The 15175-nt window shown below is 72.4% G+C and carries 12 protein-coding genes and 1 rRNA gene; 8 read left to right on the top strand and 5 right to left on the bottom strand.

Annotated elements, in window-relative coordinates:
• A 5S ribosomal RNA gene (gene rrf / locus ACIGQF_RS38380) occupies positions 1-83 on the top strand; the annotation flags it as partial.
• Between the two features lie 273 nt (positions 84-356).
• On the opposite strand, the gene ACIGQF_RS38375 is transcribed toward rrf, so the two are convergent.
• From ACIGQF_RS38375 to ACIGQF_RS38355, 5 genes are read right to left on the bottom strand one after another with little or no spacing between them, the layout of a single operon-like run.
• Positions 357-1667, bottom strand: coding sequence for a DUF58 domain-containing protein (locus tag ACIGQF_RS38375; protein ID WP_399720720.1), 1311 nt, complete (start codon positions 1665-1667; stop codon positions 357-359).
• Between the two features lie 8 nt (positions 1668-1675).
• Entirely contained in the window at positions 1676-2641 is a 966-nt protein-coding gene (locus ACIGQF_RS38370; protein WP_361568419.1) for a MoxR family ATPase, read from the bottom strand.
• Positions 2622-3887 carry a DUF4350 domain-containing protein gene (locus ACIGQF_RS38365; protein ID WP_399720716.1) on the bottom strand — a complete coding sequence of 422 codons (1266 nt, stop codon included), beginning with the start codon at positions 3885-3887 and terminating at the stop codon, positions 2622-2624. Before ACIGQF_RS38365 ends, ACIGQF_RS38370 begins: the two co-directional genes overlap by 20 nt.
• Positions 3884-4552 carry a DUF4129 domain-containing protein gene (locus tag ACIGQF_RS38360; RefSeq protein ID WP_399720712.1) on the bottom strand — a complete coding sequence of 223 codons (669 nt, stop codon included), beginning with the start codon at positions 4550-4552 and terminating at the stop codon, positions 3884-3886. Before ACIGQF_RS38360 ends, ACIGQF_RS38365 begins: the two co-directional genes overlap by 4 nt.
• Before the next feature lie 28 nt (positions 4553-4580).
• Complete coding sequence (locus tag ACIGQF_RS38355) at positions 4581-6014, bottom strand: hypothetical protein (protein WP_399720709.1); 1434 nt, start codon at positions 6012-6014, stop codon at positions 4581-4583.
• Between the two features lie 194 nt (positions 6015-6208).
• Between ACIGQF_RS38355 and mtnA the strand changes: the two genes are divergently transcribed.
• From mtnA to ACIGQF_RS38320, 7 genes are all read left to right on the top strand, one after another.
• Positions 6209-7381: an S-methyl-5-thioribose-1-phosphate isomerase gene (mtnA, locus tag ACIGQF_RS38350; protein ID WP_399720705.1), complete on the top strand. Its 1173-nt coding sequence runs from the start codon at positions 6209-6211 to the stop codon at positions 7379-7381.
• Positions 7378-8055 (top strand): two-component system response regulator MtrA, encoded by a 678-nt coding sequence (gene mtrA, locus ACIGQF_RS38345; protein ID WP_030250475.1) that lies wholly within the window; start codon positions 7378-7380, stop codon positions 8053-8055. The genes mtnA and mtrA overlap by 4 nt, the downstream gene beginning before the upstream one ends.
• 1 nt (position 8056) lies before the next feature.
• Positions 8057-10366 (top strand): MtrAB system histidine kinase MtrB, encoded by a 2310-nt coding sequence (mtrB, locus tag ACIGQF_RS38340; RefSeq protein WP_399720700.1) that lies wholly within the window; start codon positions 8057-8059, stop codon positions 10364-10366.
• A 26-nt stretch (positions 10367-10392) separates the two neighbouring features.
• A complete protein-coding gene (locus tag ACIGQF_RS38335; protein WP_399720723.1) occupies positions 10393-12231 on the top strand; it encodes an LpqB family beta-propeller domain-containing protein in 1839 nt (612 codons plus the stop codon).
• A gap of 211 nt (positions 12232-12442) precedes the next feature.
• Positions 12443-13165: a ComF family protein gene (locus ACIGQF_RS38330; RefSeq protein ID WP_399720697.1), complete on the top strand. Its 723-nt coding sequence runs from the start codon at positions 12443-12445 to the stop codon at positions 13163-13165.
• Between the two features lie 320 nt (positions 13166-13485).
• Complete coding sequence (hpf, locus tag ACIGQF_RS38325; protein ID WP_399720694.1) at positions 13486-14181, top strand: ribosome hibernation-promoting factor, HPF/YfiA family; 696 nt, start codon at positions 13486-13488, stop codon at positions 14179-14181.
• A gap of 232 nt (positions 14182-14413) precedes the next feature.
• Positions 14414-15169, top strand: coding sequence for a response regulator transcription factor (locus tag ACIGQF_RS38320; protein WP_361568439.1), 756 nt, complete (start codon positions 14414-14416; stop codon positions 15167-15169).
• Positions 15170-15175: the final 6 nt, after the last annotated feature.

Genomic DNA, 15175 nt, shown 5'->3' with positions numbered 1-15175 from the left:
ACATTTCGAACCCGGAAGCTAAGCCTTTCAGCGCCGATGGTACTGCAGGGGGGACCCTGTGGGAGAGTAGGACGCCGCCGAACAATCTTTGTGGGGAAGCCCCGCACCGTATGGTGCGGGGCTTTTCTGCGTTCCGGGGCCATTCCGCCGGACGCCCTTCGGCGCACGCCGTGGGTACGGGTACCTCGCGAGCCTCGTACGCCGGCTGAGAGCGGCGTACGGCGCGCGCGTGAACTGCCTGGGCATTCGCCTGAACCATTCAGTGAGCCATTCAGGAGAGAGAAGCCGAGCGAGACTCCCCGGACCCCGGTCGCGGTCCGGGGACCGCCTTCCCCTCTCGGCTCCCGCAGGCCCCCTCAGAGCCGTCCGGAGGCCTTGAGGGCGAGGTATGCGTCGGCGAGTTCGGGGGCCAGCCGGGTGGGCGTCGTGTCGACGACGGTGACGCCGTGGCCGCGGAGGCGGTCAGCGGTGCGGTGGCGCTCGGCGCGGGTACGTTCTGCGGCGGCCGCGGCGTACACATCGGCCGGGGTGTGGCGGGAGCGGGCCAGCGACTCGATGCGTGGGTCGGCCACTGCGGCCACGATGACCTCGTTGTTCCGGGTGAGTCCCGGGAGTACGGGGAGCAGGCCCTCCTCGACCGGAGCCGCGTCGAGGCCGGTGAAGAGCACGATGAGGGAGCGGCGGGGCGCACTGCGGCGGATGGCCGCGGCGAGGCCCCGGGCGTCGGCCTCGACGAGTTCGGGCTCCAGAGGCGTCATGGCGTCGGTCAGCGCGGGCAGCACGTCGCGGGCGGTGCGGCCGTGGACTGCGGCGCGTAGGCGGCGGTCGTAGGCGAGCAGGTCGACGCGGTCACCGGCGCGTGAGGCGAGCGCGGCGAGGAGCAGGGCGGCGTCCATGGCGGCGTCGAGGCGGGGGATGTCGCCGACACGGCCGGCCGAGGTGCGGCCGGTCTCCAAGGCGAGGAGGATGTGGCGGTCCCGTTCGGGACGCCAGGTGCGTACGGCGACGGTCTGCTGTCGTGCGGTGGCCCGCCAGTCGATGGAGCGGGTGTCGTCGCCGGGCGTGTAGTCGCGCAGGCTGTCGAACTCCGTGCCCTCGCCGCGGGTGAGGATGCTGGTGCGGCCGTCGAGCTCGCGCAGCCGGGCGAGCTTGGCGGGGAGGTGCTTGCGGCTGGTGAACGGCGGCAGGGCGCGGACCGCCCAGGGGACGTGGTGGCTGCCCTGGCGGGCGGCCAGGCCGAGCGGTCCGTACGAGCGTACGGTGACGCGTACGGCGTGGTGTTCGCCGCGGCGGGTGGGGTGCAGCGCGGTGGTGACGCGGCGGCGCTCGGCTGCGGGGACCTGGAGTCGGTGCCGGGAGGCGGCGAATTCGGTACCGGGGCGGAAGGCACTGGGCGGCCAGGCGTCGCGGAGGTCGGCACGCAAGGGGCGGCCGGTGGGGTTGGTGACGGTGAGGTGTGTGGGGACAGCGTCACCTAGTCGAACTGACGTGTCACCGGTACGGGTGAACTGCAGTTTTTGCACTGGCGCGGCGAGTGACAGGTCGCACAAAATTGCTGCAAGCAAGGTGAGTTGGACGGCAAGGATGCCCGTCCAGCCGGGGAGCAGCAGACCGACGACGAGTGCGCCGAGAGCCGCGAGAAGCGCGGTGCGTCCGGTAAGGGCCATGGCGTGGCTCAGCGGGGGACGGGAAGGTGGGAGAGGACCGCGGAGATGACGGAGTCGGACGTGACTCCTTCCATCTCTGCTTCGGGGCGGAGCTGGACGCGGTGGCGCAGCGTGGGGAGGGCCAGGGCCTTGACGTCGTCGGGGGTGACGTAGTCGCGGCCGGTCAGCCAGGCCCAGGCGCGTGCCGTGGAGAGCAGTGCGGTGGCGCCTCGGGGGGACACCCCGAGGGCGAGCGAGGGGGATTCACGCGTGGCACGGCAGATATCGACGATGTAGGCGGCGATGTCGGGGGAGACGGACGTCTTGGCGACGGCTGCCCGGGCGGCTTCGAGGTCGGCGGCGCCGGCGACGGGGCGTAGCCCGGCGGAGTCGAGGTCGCGCGGGCTGAAGCCCTCGGCGTGCCGGGTGAGGATGCCGATCTCGTCCTGACGGGCGGGCAGCGGGACCGTGAGCTTGAGCAGGAAGCGGTCGAGCTGCGCCTCGGGCAGCGGATAGGTGCCCTCGTACTCCACCGGGTTCTGGGTCGCGGCGACCAGGAACGGCTCGGGCAGGGGCCGAGGCGTCCCGTCCACGGTCACCTGCCGCTCCTCCATGGCTTCGAGGAGGGACGCCTGCGTCTTGGGAGGCGTCCGGTTGATCTCGTCCGCGAGCAGGATGTTCGTGAAGACGGGGCCCGGCTGGAACGAGAACTCCGCGGTGCGCGCGTCATAGACGAGCGAGCCGGTGACGTCGCTCGGCATCAGGTCGGGGGTGAACTGGACGCGCTTCGTCCCCAGGTCGAGCGCTGCCGAGAGGGAGCGTACGAGCAGGGTCTTTGCGACGCCGGGTACGCCTTCGAGCAGCACGTGGCCTCGGCAGAGCAGCGCGACGACCAGGCCGGTGACGGCGGGGTCCTGGCCGACGACGGCTTTGGCGATCTCGGTGCGCAGGGCTTCCAGGGAAGCTCGGGCGCTGTCAGCTGTCGGGGTGCTCACGAGGTGCGTGCCTCTCTTGATGAAGGATCGAGCGTTCGAGGTCGTCGAGTCGGTCGGCCAGTTGGACCAGGGCCTTGTCGTCTGCCGGCGCGGGGCCGAAGAGCAGGGGCTGCAGGGCTCCGGAGGAGATGCCGTCCGCGCTGAGGTGGGCTGCGACGGCCGGTACGAGGACGTCGGCACTGTCGACGTGGAGGGGAGGCACCCCGACGAGGGGGGCCAGCCGGGCGCGGGTGGCCGAGCGCAGGACGGCGGCGGCCTGATCGCGGGCGCCGGCCTGCTGGTAGAGGCGGGCGCGGCCCTCGGTCGTCTCGGCGGCGGGCACGGTGACCGGTAGCCGCTCGGGGACGAGGGGGCCGAGGCGGCGGGCCCGCCAGAGCGCGGTGAGTACGGCGGCGAGGGCCAGCTGCAGCAGGCCCCAGCGCCAGCCGGCGGGGATGAGGCCGAGGAAGGAGCGCTCGCCGTCCTGGGCGGACGCGGGATCACTGACGGAGGGGAGGTACCAGACCAGATGACGGTGCGAACCGAGAAGTTGCAGAGCGAGCGAGGCGTTGCCCCGTTCGTCGAGGCGGTGGTTGTAGAGCAGATCGGGGGCGCCGAGCAGGACGGTGTCGTCGGCGGCCGCCCGGGTACCGCCCGTCGGCCCGTTGCCGCCGGCCGAACTGCCCGGCAGGCGCAGCAGGGTGGGCAGGCCGTTGACGGAGTAGCAGCGGTCGGTGCCGGGGGCGGCGCCGATGAAGCGGGTCCCGCCGAGGTCGGCGTCGCCGGCGCGGCGGGCGGCGGGCAGAGAGCAGTTGGGCGGGCGCACGCTGACGTCGGTGGGCTCGGCGGTCCGGACACCGGGGGCCAGGGAGTCGAGTGCCTGCTGATCGGGGGCGAGGAGGACGGTGCGGCCGGCGGTGCGCCCCGTGGCCGTACGCAGGGTGGCGAGCTGGCGGCCGGTCAGCAGGTTCGGGTCGGTGACCAGGAGGGTGGTGTCCGGGCCTGCCGCGTCGGCGGCTTCGCGGGTGCTGGTCACGACACGGGTGCTGACGCCCCGTTCGGACAGGAGAGTGGCGAGCGCTCGACTGCCGGTGGGGTCGGCGGACCGCGGGTCGAGACGCCCGTGCTGTTCGTCGGATTTCAGTGCCGCGATGGCGATGCCGCCGAGGGCGAGCACGAGGAGCGCGATGAGCGGGCCCCGGGCGCGGGACCAGATCCTGGCGGCGGTGGGGGAGACAGAGGTGGAGTACGCGGGGGCGGTGGTCATCCGGCGGCCCCGGGCTGGGCGGTGGTGAGCTGCGGCCTGTCGTTGCTCAGGTCCGTGTCCAGGGCGCTGAGCAGGGCGTATTCCTCGACGGTGGCAGGTCGTCGGCCGTATGTGACGGCGTCGAAGGTCCGGGCGGCGGCGCGCAGCCGGTCGGCGTGGGCGGGGAAGGCGCGGCCGGATTCGGTGGCTGCCTCGTCGGCGGTACGCCCCGGGGCCGGCGTGAGCAGCGCGCGTTCCTCCAGTGCGAGGACGAGACCCCGCATCCGTTCCTGTACGGCGGGGGTCCAGTCGTGGCGGGCGGCGTGGGCTTCCGCGGCCGTGCGGTGTTCGGCGGCGGTGCGCGGCCGGTCGGTGAAGAGCGCGGAACCGGTGGTGGGAGTGCGGCGCAGGGCGCCGAGCCGCAGCCGGAGGGCGACGATCAGCAACAGGACGACCAGGGCGATGACGAGCAGGCCGACCCAGCCGCCGGGGGTGGCCCCGGCAGCCGCGTTGAAGAGGTCGTCGACGCGCTGCCAGAGCCAGTTCAGGGCACGCTGGAGCGGGTTGGGGTCGTACTCGTGGTACCGCGGCTTGGACAGTTCGCGTTCCGCCGCCTCCCGAGCGGGGACGCGCGGCGTGCGTATGGGCCCGTCGTCGCCGGTGCCCGCGAGGTGCTGCGCGAGCACGGCGACTCTCCCCCCGGCCGTCACCGCATCAGCTCCCGGGCGTGGGACCGGCGGCGGGGGACGCGTCGGTGCCGTAGCCGGGCAGGCCGGCGGCCCGCGCCAGTTCGAGGTCGAGCGCCTCGCGGCGGATCCGCTGGTCCATGTAGAGGAGCGCGGTGACGCCGGCGCTGATCGGGTAGGTGACGGTGGAGCTGATCACGGCGCCGATACCGACCACGATCAGGAACGTCCAGCCGGTGCCGGCGCTGCCGTTCATCCAGTCCGCCGCGCTGTCCCCGCCGAGCAGCATGCCGATGACGGTGGCCGGGATCTGGACGATGAACTCCACGATCACCACGATCAGTACGGTGAGCAGCTGGATGCCCAGCACCCGCCACCAGGCGCCGCGTACGAGCTTGGCGGAGCGGCGCATGGACGTGATGACGCCCTGCTTCTCCAGCATCAGGGCCGGCGCGGCGAGGCAGTAGCGGATCCACAGCCAGACCCCGAGCACCAGGGCGGCGAGGCCGCCCAGCAGCGCGAGCCCCAGGCCGGCCGGCTCGGCGCCCGCCGCGGCGATGACGATGCCCGGGACCAGGCACACCATCATGATGGCGAGGATCAGCAGCGGGAGGAGGATGAGCAGGCCGAAGAGGCGGGGGAGTTGGCGACGCGAGTCCTGCCAGGCCTCGCCGATCGAGACCGGGCGGCCCAGGACGGCACGGCTGACGACCATGGTGATCAGCGCGGTGACGATCACGGTGCCGAGCATGGCGATGAACCAGGTGATGCCGCTGGCGGCGAGCTGACCGCCGGCCTCGCGCATGACCTTGTCGAGGTCCGCGTTCGGATCGGCCCCGAGAGCCAGGCTGTCGGCCCGCTGGAACCATACGCCCGACACGATCGTGGCGGCGGCCTGGGTGATCACGGCGACGACGAGCGAGATACCCATCATGGTGCGCCAGTGCGCCCGCATGGTGGCTACCGCGCCGTCCAGGATCTCGTTGATGCCGAGCGGGCGCAGCGGGATGACGCCGGGCTTGGCCGCCGGAGGCGGCGGGGACCAGGCGCCGCCCCAGCCGGGTTGCCCGCCGCCCCACTGGGGGCCGCCGGGCCCGGGCCGGCCGCCCCAGCCGGATTGCCCGCCGCCGGGCTGACCGCCGGGGCCGTCCTGCGGTCCGGGGCCGCCCGGTGGATTCCAGCCGGGACCGCCGTCGTTCGGCGCGGATCCGCCATGGCCGCCGGCGCCCGGCGTGCCACCCGTCGGTGCGTCACCGCCGGGCGCGGACCACTGTCCGGCCGGCGGCTGCTCCTTGGCCCACTGGGCGGACGGCTGCTGATCCGCCGCGCCCTTCTCGGGGGCGGGTGCGTCGGCGGGCTGCGGGTCCGTGGACTGCTCGGGCGGTGCGGGCTGCTCCTGGGGGCCGCGGTCCGGCTCGTCGGAGGGGGATCCGGGCGAGGCCCAGCCCGGAGAGTTGTTCATCGTCGCTCCTTCTCACTGCCCGTCCGCGGCGGCGGTCGGGTTCCGGGATCCGCGGTGCCAGTCATCGTGCCATGGCAAGTCCGGTTTCGTACCGGCCCCCTTGTCACGAAGGGCTGTTCCGGTTCCCGCGACAGTTGTCCGGGACATGCGGGGAGACCTTCTGCTTCCCCCGCCGCTGACGGCAGACTGAGCGGATGGCCGATCCGTACGGAGTACCCCAGGCGGGCGCCGAGGCACCCGCGATCCCCGCGTTGCGTTGGGAGGAGCCGCCCGAAGGACCGGTGGTGGTCCTGCTGGATCAGACACGATTGCCCGCCGAGGAGACGGAGTTGGTCTGCACGGACGTGCCGGCTCTGGTCGAGGCGATCCGGACGCTGGCCGTGCGCGGCGCTCCGCTGCTGGGCATCGCCGGGGCGTACGGCGTGGCCCTGGCGGCGGCCCGCGGGTTCGACGTGGCCGAGGCCGCCGCGACCCTGTCGTACGCCCGGCCGACCGCCGTCAACCTCGCGTACGGGGTGCGGCGTGCGGTGGCGGCGTACGAGGAGGCACTGGCCGCCGGGGGCACGGGCGAGAAGGCAGCGGCGGCCGCTCTGGCCGAGGCCAGGGCCGTGCACGCCGAGGACGCGCGGGCCAGCGCGCGGATGGCGGAGCACGGGCTGGAGCTGCTCGGCGAGCTGCTGCCGGGCGGCAGTCACCGCATCCTCACGCACTGCAACACCGGCGCGCTGGTCTCCGGGGGCGAGGGCACCGCCTTCGCCGTGGCGCTGGCGGCGCACCGGGCGGGAGAGCTGCGACGCCTGTGGGTGGACGAGACCAGGCCGCTGCTGCAAGGTGCGCGGCTCACCGCGTACGAAGCGGCGCGGGCGGGCATGGCCTACACAGTGCTGCCCGACGGGGCGGCGGGGTCGCTCTTCGCGGCGGGCGAGGTCGACGCCGTACTGATCGGCGCGGACCGGATCGCGGCGGACGGCGCGGTCGCCAACAAGGTGGGCAGTTATCCGCTGGCCGTTCTGGCGCGCTACCACCACGTGCCGTTCGTGGTGGTCGCCCCCACCACGACGCTGGATCCGGAGACCGAGGAGGGTGCGTTGATCGAGGTGGAGCAGCGAGCAGGGTACGAAGTGACCGATATCTCGCTGCCGCATGTACCCGTCCCGGGCGCCGAGGCGGGCGTCGCGCTCCCGGTCACGCCGCTGGGCGCCCAGGCCTACAACCCGGCCTTCGACGTCACCCCCGCGGAGCTGGTGACCGCGATCGTGACCGAGGCCGGGGTGGTGTCGCCGGTCACCCGGGACGCCCTTACGGAGGTGTGTTCCACGTCACGATTCGGTAAGTCACGATCAGGTAATGGGATGATGGCCGAATGAAGGGACGCGTCCTGGTCGTCGACGACGACACCGCACTGGCAGAGATGCTCGGCATCGTGCTGCGCGGCGAAGGCTTTGAACCGTCGTTCGTGTCGGACGGCGACAAGGCGCTCGCCGCGTTCCGCGAGGCCAAGCCCGACCTCGTACTGCTCGACCTGATGCTGCCCGGACGGGACGGCATCGAGGTGTGCCGGCTGATCCGGGCCGAGTCCGGTGTGCCGATCGTGATGCTCACCGCCAAGAGCGACACCGTCGATGTGGTGGTCGGGCTGGAGTCGGGAGCGGACGACTACATCGTCAAGCCGTTCAAGCCCAAGGAGCTGGTGGCCCGGATCCGGGCGCGGCTGCGGCGGTCCGAGGAGCCCGCGCCGGAGCAGCTGGCCATCGGTGACCTGGTCATCGACGTGGCGGGGCACTCCGTGAAGCGGGACGGGCAGTCGATAGCGCTGACGCCGCTGGAGTTCGATCTGCTGGTGGCGCTGGCGCGCAAGCCGTGGCAGGTCTTCACTCGTGAGGTGCTGCTGGAGCAGGTCTGGGGATACCGCCACGCCGCGGACACCCGGCTGGTCAACGTCCACGTCCAGCGACTCCGCTCGAAGGTCGAGAAGGACCCGGAGCGGCCGGAGATCGTGGTGACGGTGCGCGGCGTCGGCTACAAGGCCGGACCCAGCTGACATGCCCCGGGACGGTTCGGCTCCGGAGGGGACGCGGGGGCGGGCCGCTGACACGGCGGACGACATGTCCTTCCTGGAGCGCTTCGTACGAGGCGGGCAGCAGCTGCTGCCGGACGGGCCCGGTGCCGGGCCCGTCCACCCCGTGCTGCGCCTCATCGGCCGCTGGGTACGCAGGCCGCTGCTGCCCGCGATGCGCCTGTGGCGACGCAACATCCAGCTGCGGGTCGTCGCGACGACCCTGCTGATGTCGCTCGGCGTGGTGCTGCTGCTCGGCCTCGTGGTGATCGGGCAGGTACGGAACGGCCTGCTGGACGCCAAGCGGCAGGCCGCGCAGAGCCAGGCCGCCGGCGGCTTCGCCGTGGCGCAGCAGATGGCCGACGGCGCCGGCGACACCCGTGGGGACGACGCCCAGCGGACCGGTAACCGCGGCGCGCAGGACTCCGCGACCTGGCTCACCAGCCTGGTCGAGCAGCTCGCCAGTGGCGGGCAGGGCGTGTTCTCGGTGGTCGCGCTCAGCTCGGACTCCGCCGTCGAGCAGCCCTTCGTGGACGACAGTCCCGGCATCCGGGGGCCGCGCGCTTCGGGCGACGTGGACCCGGAGCGCAGCGTGCCAGCAGAGATGCGGCGGAAGCTGGACAAGCAGGCGGGCACGTACCGCGAGTACACCCAGATCAAGCGGGTCGGGTCGGACGAGGGCGAGCCGGCGCTGGTGATCGGCAAGCGCCTGGACGACGTCAACAGCAACCCGTACCAGCTCTACTACCTGTTCTCCTTCAGTCAGGAGGAGAAGTCGCTCAGCCTGGTCAAGGGCACCCTCGCCACCGCCGGCGTCTTCGTCGTGGTGCTGCTCGGGGCGATCGCCTGGCTGGTCGTACGGCAGGTCGTCACCCCGGTACGGATGGCCGCGGGGATCTCCGAGCGGCTGGCCGCCGGGCTGCTGCAGGAACGGATGAAGGTCACCGGCGAAGACGACATCGCACGGCTGGGCGAATCGTTCAACAAGATGGCGCAGAACCTCCAGAGCAAGATCCAGCAGCTGGAGGCGCTCTCCCGGATGCAGCGCCGCTTCGTGTCCGACGTGTCGCACGAGCTGCGGACGCCGCTGACGACCGTACGGATGGCCGCCGACCTCATCCACGACGCGCGCGACGACTTCGACCCGGCCACCGCGCGCTCGGCGGAGCTGCTCCGCGGCCAGCTGGACCGGTTCGAGTCGCTGCTGGCGGACCTGCTGGAGATCAGCCGGTTCGACGCGGGCGCCGCCGCCCTGGAGGCCGAGCCGATCGACCTGCGGGACGTCGTCCACCGGGTCATCGAGGGCGCCGAGCCGCTGGCCGAGGCCAAGGGCAGCCGCATCATCGTGCGCGGCGCCGAGTACCCGGTGGTCGCCGAGGCGGACGCCCGGCGCGCGGAGCGGGTGCTGCGCAACCTCGTGGTCAACGCCGTGGAGCACGGCGAGGGCCGGGACATCGTCGTCCGCCTGGCCTCGGCCGGCGGGCGGAGCGGCGGCGCGGTGGCCGTCGCGGTACGGGACTACGGCGTCGGGCTGCGGCCCGGTGAGGCCACACGGGTCTTCAACCGGTTCTGGCGCGCGGACCCGGCCCGGGCGCGCACGACCGGCGGCACGGGCCTCGGTCTGTCGATCGCGGTCGAGGACGCGCGGCTGCACGGCGGCTGGCTCCAGGCGTGGGGCGAGCCGGGCGGCGGCTCGCAGTTCCGGCTGACCCTGCCGCGTACGGCCGGTGAGGCGCTGCGCGGTTCGCCGATCCCACTGGAGCCGGAGGACTCGCGGCGCAACTGCGCCCGCAGCCGTGCGGCCGGGCACCGCGCCATCGAGGCGCGCAAGCCCGCGCTCACGCTCCCGGCCCAGGCCGTCCCGGCCCAGGCCGGCAACGGCGCCGAGAGGCACGGCACACACCCCGGCACGCACGCCGGCGGGAACGGAGCCGCGGACAAGGGCGGGAACGGAGCCGCGAGCAACGGAAGCGGGGCCGTGGGCAACGGGAGCGCGCCTCAGGAGAGCGCCGTGCACAACGGGGCCGGCGCGCGCAACGGAGCGGGTGACGGCGGAGCGCCGCACGACGGGGACGCGGGGAACGCGCCTCATGGGACGGAGCCTCGGGGCGCCGGCCCGGACGGGGCCGCCGAGGGTCGCGTGCGGACGGAGGCGCCCGTGCGTACCGACTCCCGTGCCTCCACGGACGCCCGCCCCCGTACGGACGAGGGCGGGAACGGCCGGGGAACAGGTGAGAACGGCGGCCGGGGGACAGGTGGGAACGGCGGTCAGGGAACAGGAGGGCGAGCCTCGTGACCGGCGCTGATCAGAAGCGCGGCGGAATGCGGCACGGCGGGCGGCTGAGCTGGACACGGCCCCGTACGGTCGCGGTGCTCGCCGCCGGGGCGATGCTGCTGGCCGGGTGCGCGTCGATGCCGGACGAGGGCGAATCGCTGCCGGTCGACCAGGCCTCGCGCGCGGACGCCGACTCCCAGGTGCGGGTCTACGGCGTGCCGCCGCAGGACGGGGCGCAGCCGACCGACATCGTGCGCGGCTTCCTCGACGCGCTGACCAGCGACGAGGCCAACCTCCGCACCGCCAAGCAGTACCTGGCCACGCCGGCCCGTAAGGCGTGGCAGCCGTTCGTGACCACGAAGGTGCTCCAGGAGCGGCCCAAGGCCACCCCGGAGGGCAGCCCGTCCAACCGGGAGGACGCCAAGGGCTACACCGTCTCGCTCGAGGGCGCCCAGGTGGCCACGGTGGACCGCAAGCACGCCTATACGCCCCAGGAGAAGGCGTACAAGGACACGATGCACCTGACCCGGGAGAACGGGCAGTGGCGCATCGACCGGCTGCCGAACGGCCTGGTGCTCGGCCTGCCGGACTTCCAGCGCATCTATCAGCCCGTCAACAAGTACTACTTCGCGGCGTACAAGTCCGAGGCCGGGGAGCCGCGGGCGGGCAAGAACGTGCTCGTCGCCGATCCCGTGTATCTGCGGCAGCGGATAGACCCCGTCACGGCCAGTGTGAACGCTCTGCTGCAGGGGCCGACCAACTGGCTGGACAAGGTGGCGACTTCCGCGTTCCCGGAGGGCACGCGCGTCACCCGCCCCACCCTCACGCTGGACGACTCCAACGCGCTGCGGGTGCGGCTCAACAAGAAGGCCGAGGGCATCGAGGCCGGCCAGTGCCGGCGGATGGCCGCCCAGGTGCTCTTCACGGTGCAGGGCATGGCGCGCGCTTCGAAGGTCAGCGAGGTGGAGCTCCAGGACGACCACGGTGAATCGCTGTGCAGCCTGAAGCAGCAGGACGCGGTGGACGGGTACGCGCAGCAGGCCAGGGCGCGGCACACGGCGCTGGAGTACTACATCGACGGTGACCACCGGGTGGTCAGCATGACGGACTCCGTGACCGACGCGACGCCGGTGCCCGGGCCGCTGGGTACGGGGAAGATCGCGCTGCGCTCCGTCGGCGTCGCGCACGGGGAGACGACCGCGGCAGGCGTCTCGCTCAACGGCCGCGCGCTGTACGTCGCCGACCTGGACGAGAAGGCCGACCGGGCCGAGGTACGGCTGCGCAGCAAGGCGAAGAACGAGACGGACGGGCTGACCGCGCCGAGCTGGGACGGCCTCGGCGACCTGTGGATCGCCGACCGGGACGACGACGGATCGCGGCTGCTGCGGCTCCGGTCGGGCAAGGGCGAACCGCAGGAGGTCGCCGTATCCGGGCTCGGCAAGCGGCGTATCAAGGCGATCAGGGTGGCGTCGGACGGCATCCGGATCGCGATGCTCATCGAGGACAAGGGGCGGACGACCCTGCAGCTGGGCCGGGTGGAACGCGGCGGTACGGCGATGAACCCCAAACTGTCCGTCGAGGCGCTGCGCCCGATAGCGCCGCAGCTGGAGGACGTCGTGGCCGCCTCCTGGGCGGGCGACAGCCGGCTGGTCGTGGTCGGCCGGCAGTCCGGCGGGGTGCAGCAGATGCAGTTCATGGAGACGGACGGTTCGGCGTCCAACACGCAGACGCTCCCCGGTGTGAACGGCGTCGAGTCGGTCGCGGCCTCGGAGGACGAGAGCCGGCCGCTGATCGCGGACGCGGACGAGGGCATCGTCCGGCTGCCGCTGGACGCGAACTGGAAGACCGTGGCGACGCGAGGTACGGCTCCGGTCTACCCGGGGTGAACGGCGGGCCAGGCCGACCCTCGCCCGGTCCTCTGCCCGTTTTCCGGACGGGCGGGGCAGGGGCCTTTCCGCAGGTGAAACCGCCCGAGAGCTGCCCACGAGCCACCCACGAGCTGTCCATGAGCCGCCCGCGCGGCCTCCCGCAGCCGTCCCGCCCGTGGACTTATCCACAGGGGTGGTGGGGCGGCGGCGAGGGCGGGACAGTAGAGGTATGCGGGGGTTGTGGCGGGAGTTCGCCGGGCTGGTTCTGCCGGTCGGCTGCGCAGGGTGCGGCAGGCCGCGGACGGAGCTGTGCGAGGAATGCGCGCGGTCGCTGTACGCCGGGGGCGGGCAGGCGGCCGGGAGACGGCGTGGGCCGCGGCGGGTGCGGCCCAGTCCCGCGCCGCCGGGGCTGCCGAGGGTGTATGCGGCCGCTGCGTACGCCGACGCGGTGCGGGCGGTCCTGCTGGCGCACAAGGAGCGGGGCGCGCTGGCCCTGGCCGTGCCGCTGGGCGGGGCGCTGGCGGGGGCCGTGCGGGGCCTGCGGCCGGGCCACGGGCCGCTGCTGCTGATACCCGTGCCGTCCGCTCCGCGTGCGGTGGCCGGGCGGGGCCACGACCCGGTACGGAGAATCGCGCTGGCGGCGGCGCGGGAGCTGCGGCGCGGCGGGACCGGGGCGCGCGTGCTGGCCGCCCTGCGGCAGCGGCGGACGGTGCTCGATCAAGCCGGGCTCGGCGCGCGGCAGCGGCAACGGAATCTGGCCGGGGCCCTGGAGGTGGTGGCCGGTGGCGGGCGGCTGCTGCGCGGCGGGCCTGTGGTGCTGGTGGACGACCTGATGACCACCGGAGCGTCGCTGGCCGAGGCGGCGCGGGCGGTCGGAGAGGCGGGAGGGAGAGTGGCGGGAGCGGCCGTGGTGGCGGCTTCGCCCGGCGCTTTCGAAATCAACTGGAACTGACCGGGAAAATTCATCGTTGCAGGTACTGAGGGCCAAAAATCACTCAAACGGAGCTACCCCCCAGGAGGGGGTGCCGACAACCCACCAAGCGAGCTATGTTCGGTTGTGAGGACTTGGAGGACGCTTTGCCTCGAATGCCGGATAGGTGCGGTTCCTGGTACCGGCAGAGATGCTGAAAACGGCTGGAGTGGAGTCCTGGTACGTGGGGGAGAAGGAGGTGAAAGTCGCCAAGTCCGAGGCTTCGGCACTTGTCGGAGCCTGGTGCAAGAAGGCATCACCTCGCTCGCACAGGGCGGAGTGATCCGGGAACGGAGTTCTGCGTGGACATCGTCGTCAAGGGCCGCAAGACCGAGGTGCCCGAGCGGTTCCGGAAGCACGTGGCCGAGAAGCTGAAGCTGGACAAGGTCCAGAAGCTCGACGGCAAGGTGATCAGCCTCGACGTCGAGGTGTCCAAGGAGCCCAACCCGCGGCAGGCCGACCGTTCCGACCGGGTGGAGATCACTCTCCGGTCCCGTGGCCCGGTGGTCCGGGCCGAGGCAGCCGCCGCCGACCCGTACGCCGCGCTCGATCTGGCCACGGCCAAGCTCGAGGCGCGACTCCGTAAGCAGCACGACAAGCGTCACTCGCGGCGCGGCAGCGGGCGCATCCCGGCCAGTGACGTGGCCGTGAGCGTCCCGGACGCCGCGCGGCTCAACACCAACGGTGAACTCGGCGGCCAGGAATCCTCCGACGAGGAGAAGGTGCCGACCACCCGGATCGGGTCGCTGGAGGTCCAGGGCGAAGGTCCCCTGGTCGTCCGCGAGAAGACCCACTCCGCGGCACCCATGACCCTCGATCAGGCGCTCTATGAGATGGAGTTGGTCGGTCACGACTTCTACCTCTTCGTCGATGCCGACACCAAGCAGCCGAGCGTGGTCTACCGGAGGCACGCGTACGACTACGGCGTCATCCGCCTGAACTCCGATCCGTTCGCGGACGGATCGCCCACCGAAGCCGGCGGGGCGCTCGGCGGCTGAGCCCACTGACGAGGCGCCCCCGGCGTGCGCCGGGGGCGCCATTGTGGCCGCTGTGAGCAGGAGTTGAGGCCGTATAGTGTCTGTGCGGCCAGGGTGTTGGGACACGAAGTGCGACATGCCGGAGAGACGGTTTGTGTATGGCGCTGATCGGGCTGGCCGTAGCGGGCTGTTGTCAACCAGCCTTATGACCAAACTCAGGCCTTCCGGGCCGAGTAGTTGACGGGGAGGAACGATGGGGGACAGCTTCGGGCCTGTGCGCAATGAAGCGGACGATGACCGCATCGGCATGGCCGATGGTGTCGGCTCGGGCGTGACCGCGCCCCGCAAGGAGCCGATCAGAGTCCTGGTGGTGGACGACCACGCGCTCTTCCGGCGCGGGCTGGAAATCGTGCTGGCCCAGGAAGAGGACATCCAGGTCGTCGGCGAGGCCGGGGACGGCGCCGAGGCCGTGGACAAGGCCGCCGACCTGCTGCCGGACATCGTGCTGATGGACGTCCGGATGCCGCGGCGGGGCGGTATCGAGGCGTGTACCTCCATCAAGGAAGTGGCCCCCAGCGCGAAGATCATCATGCTGACGATCAGCGACGAGGAGGCCGACCTCTACGACGCGATCAAGGCGGGGGCCACGGGTTACCTCCTCAAGGAGATTTCCACCGACGAGGTGGCCACGGCGATCCGCGCGGTCGCGGACGGCCAGTCGCAGATCAGCCCTTCGATGGCGTCCAAGCTGCTCACCGAGTTCAAGTCGATGATCCAGCGGACGGACGAGCGACGGCTCGTCCCCGCGCCGCGGCTCACCGACCGCGAGCTGGAGGTGCTGAAGCTCGTCGCCACGGGGATGAACAACCGCGACATCGCCAAGGAGCTCTTCATCTCCGAGAACACCGTGAAGAACCACGTACGCAACATCCTGGAGAAGCTGCAGCTGCACTCCCGGATGGAAGCGGTGGTCTACGCGATGCGCGAGAAGATCCTGGAGATCCGCTAGCGGGCG

The sequence above is a fragment of the Streptomyces sp. NPDC053560 genome (genome assembly GCF_044544605.1).
GTDB lineage: Bacteria > Actinomycetota > Actinomycetes > Streptomycetales > Streptomycetaceae > Streptomyces.
This window is presented reverse-complemented; position numbering and strand designations above follow the sequence as displayed.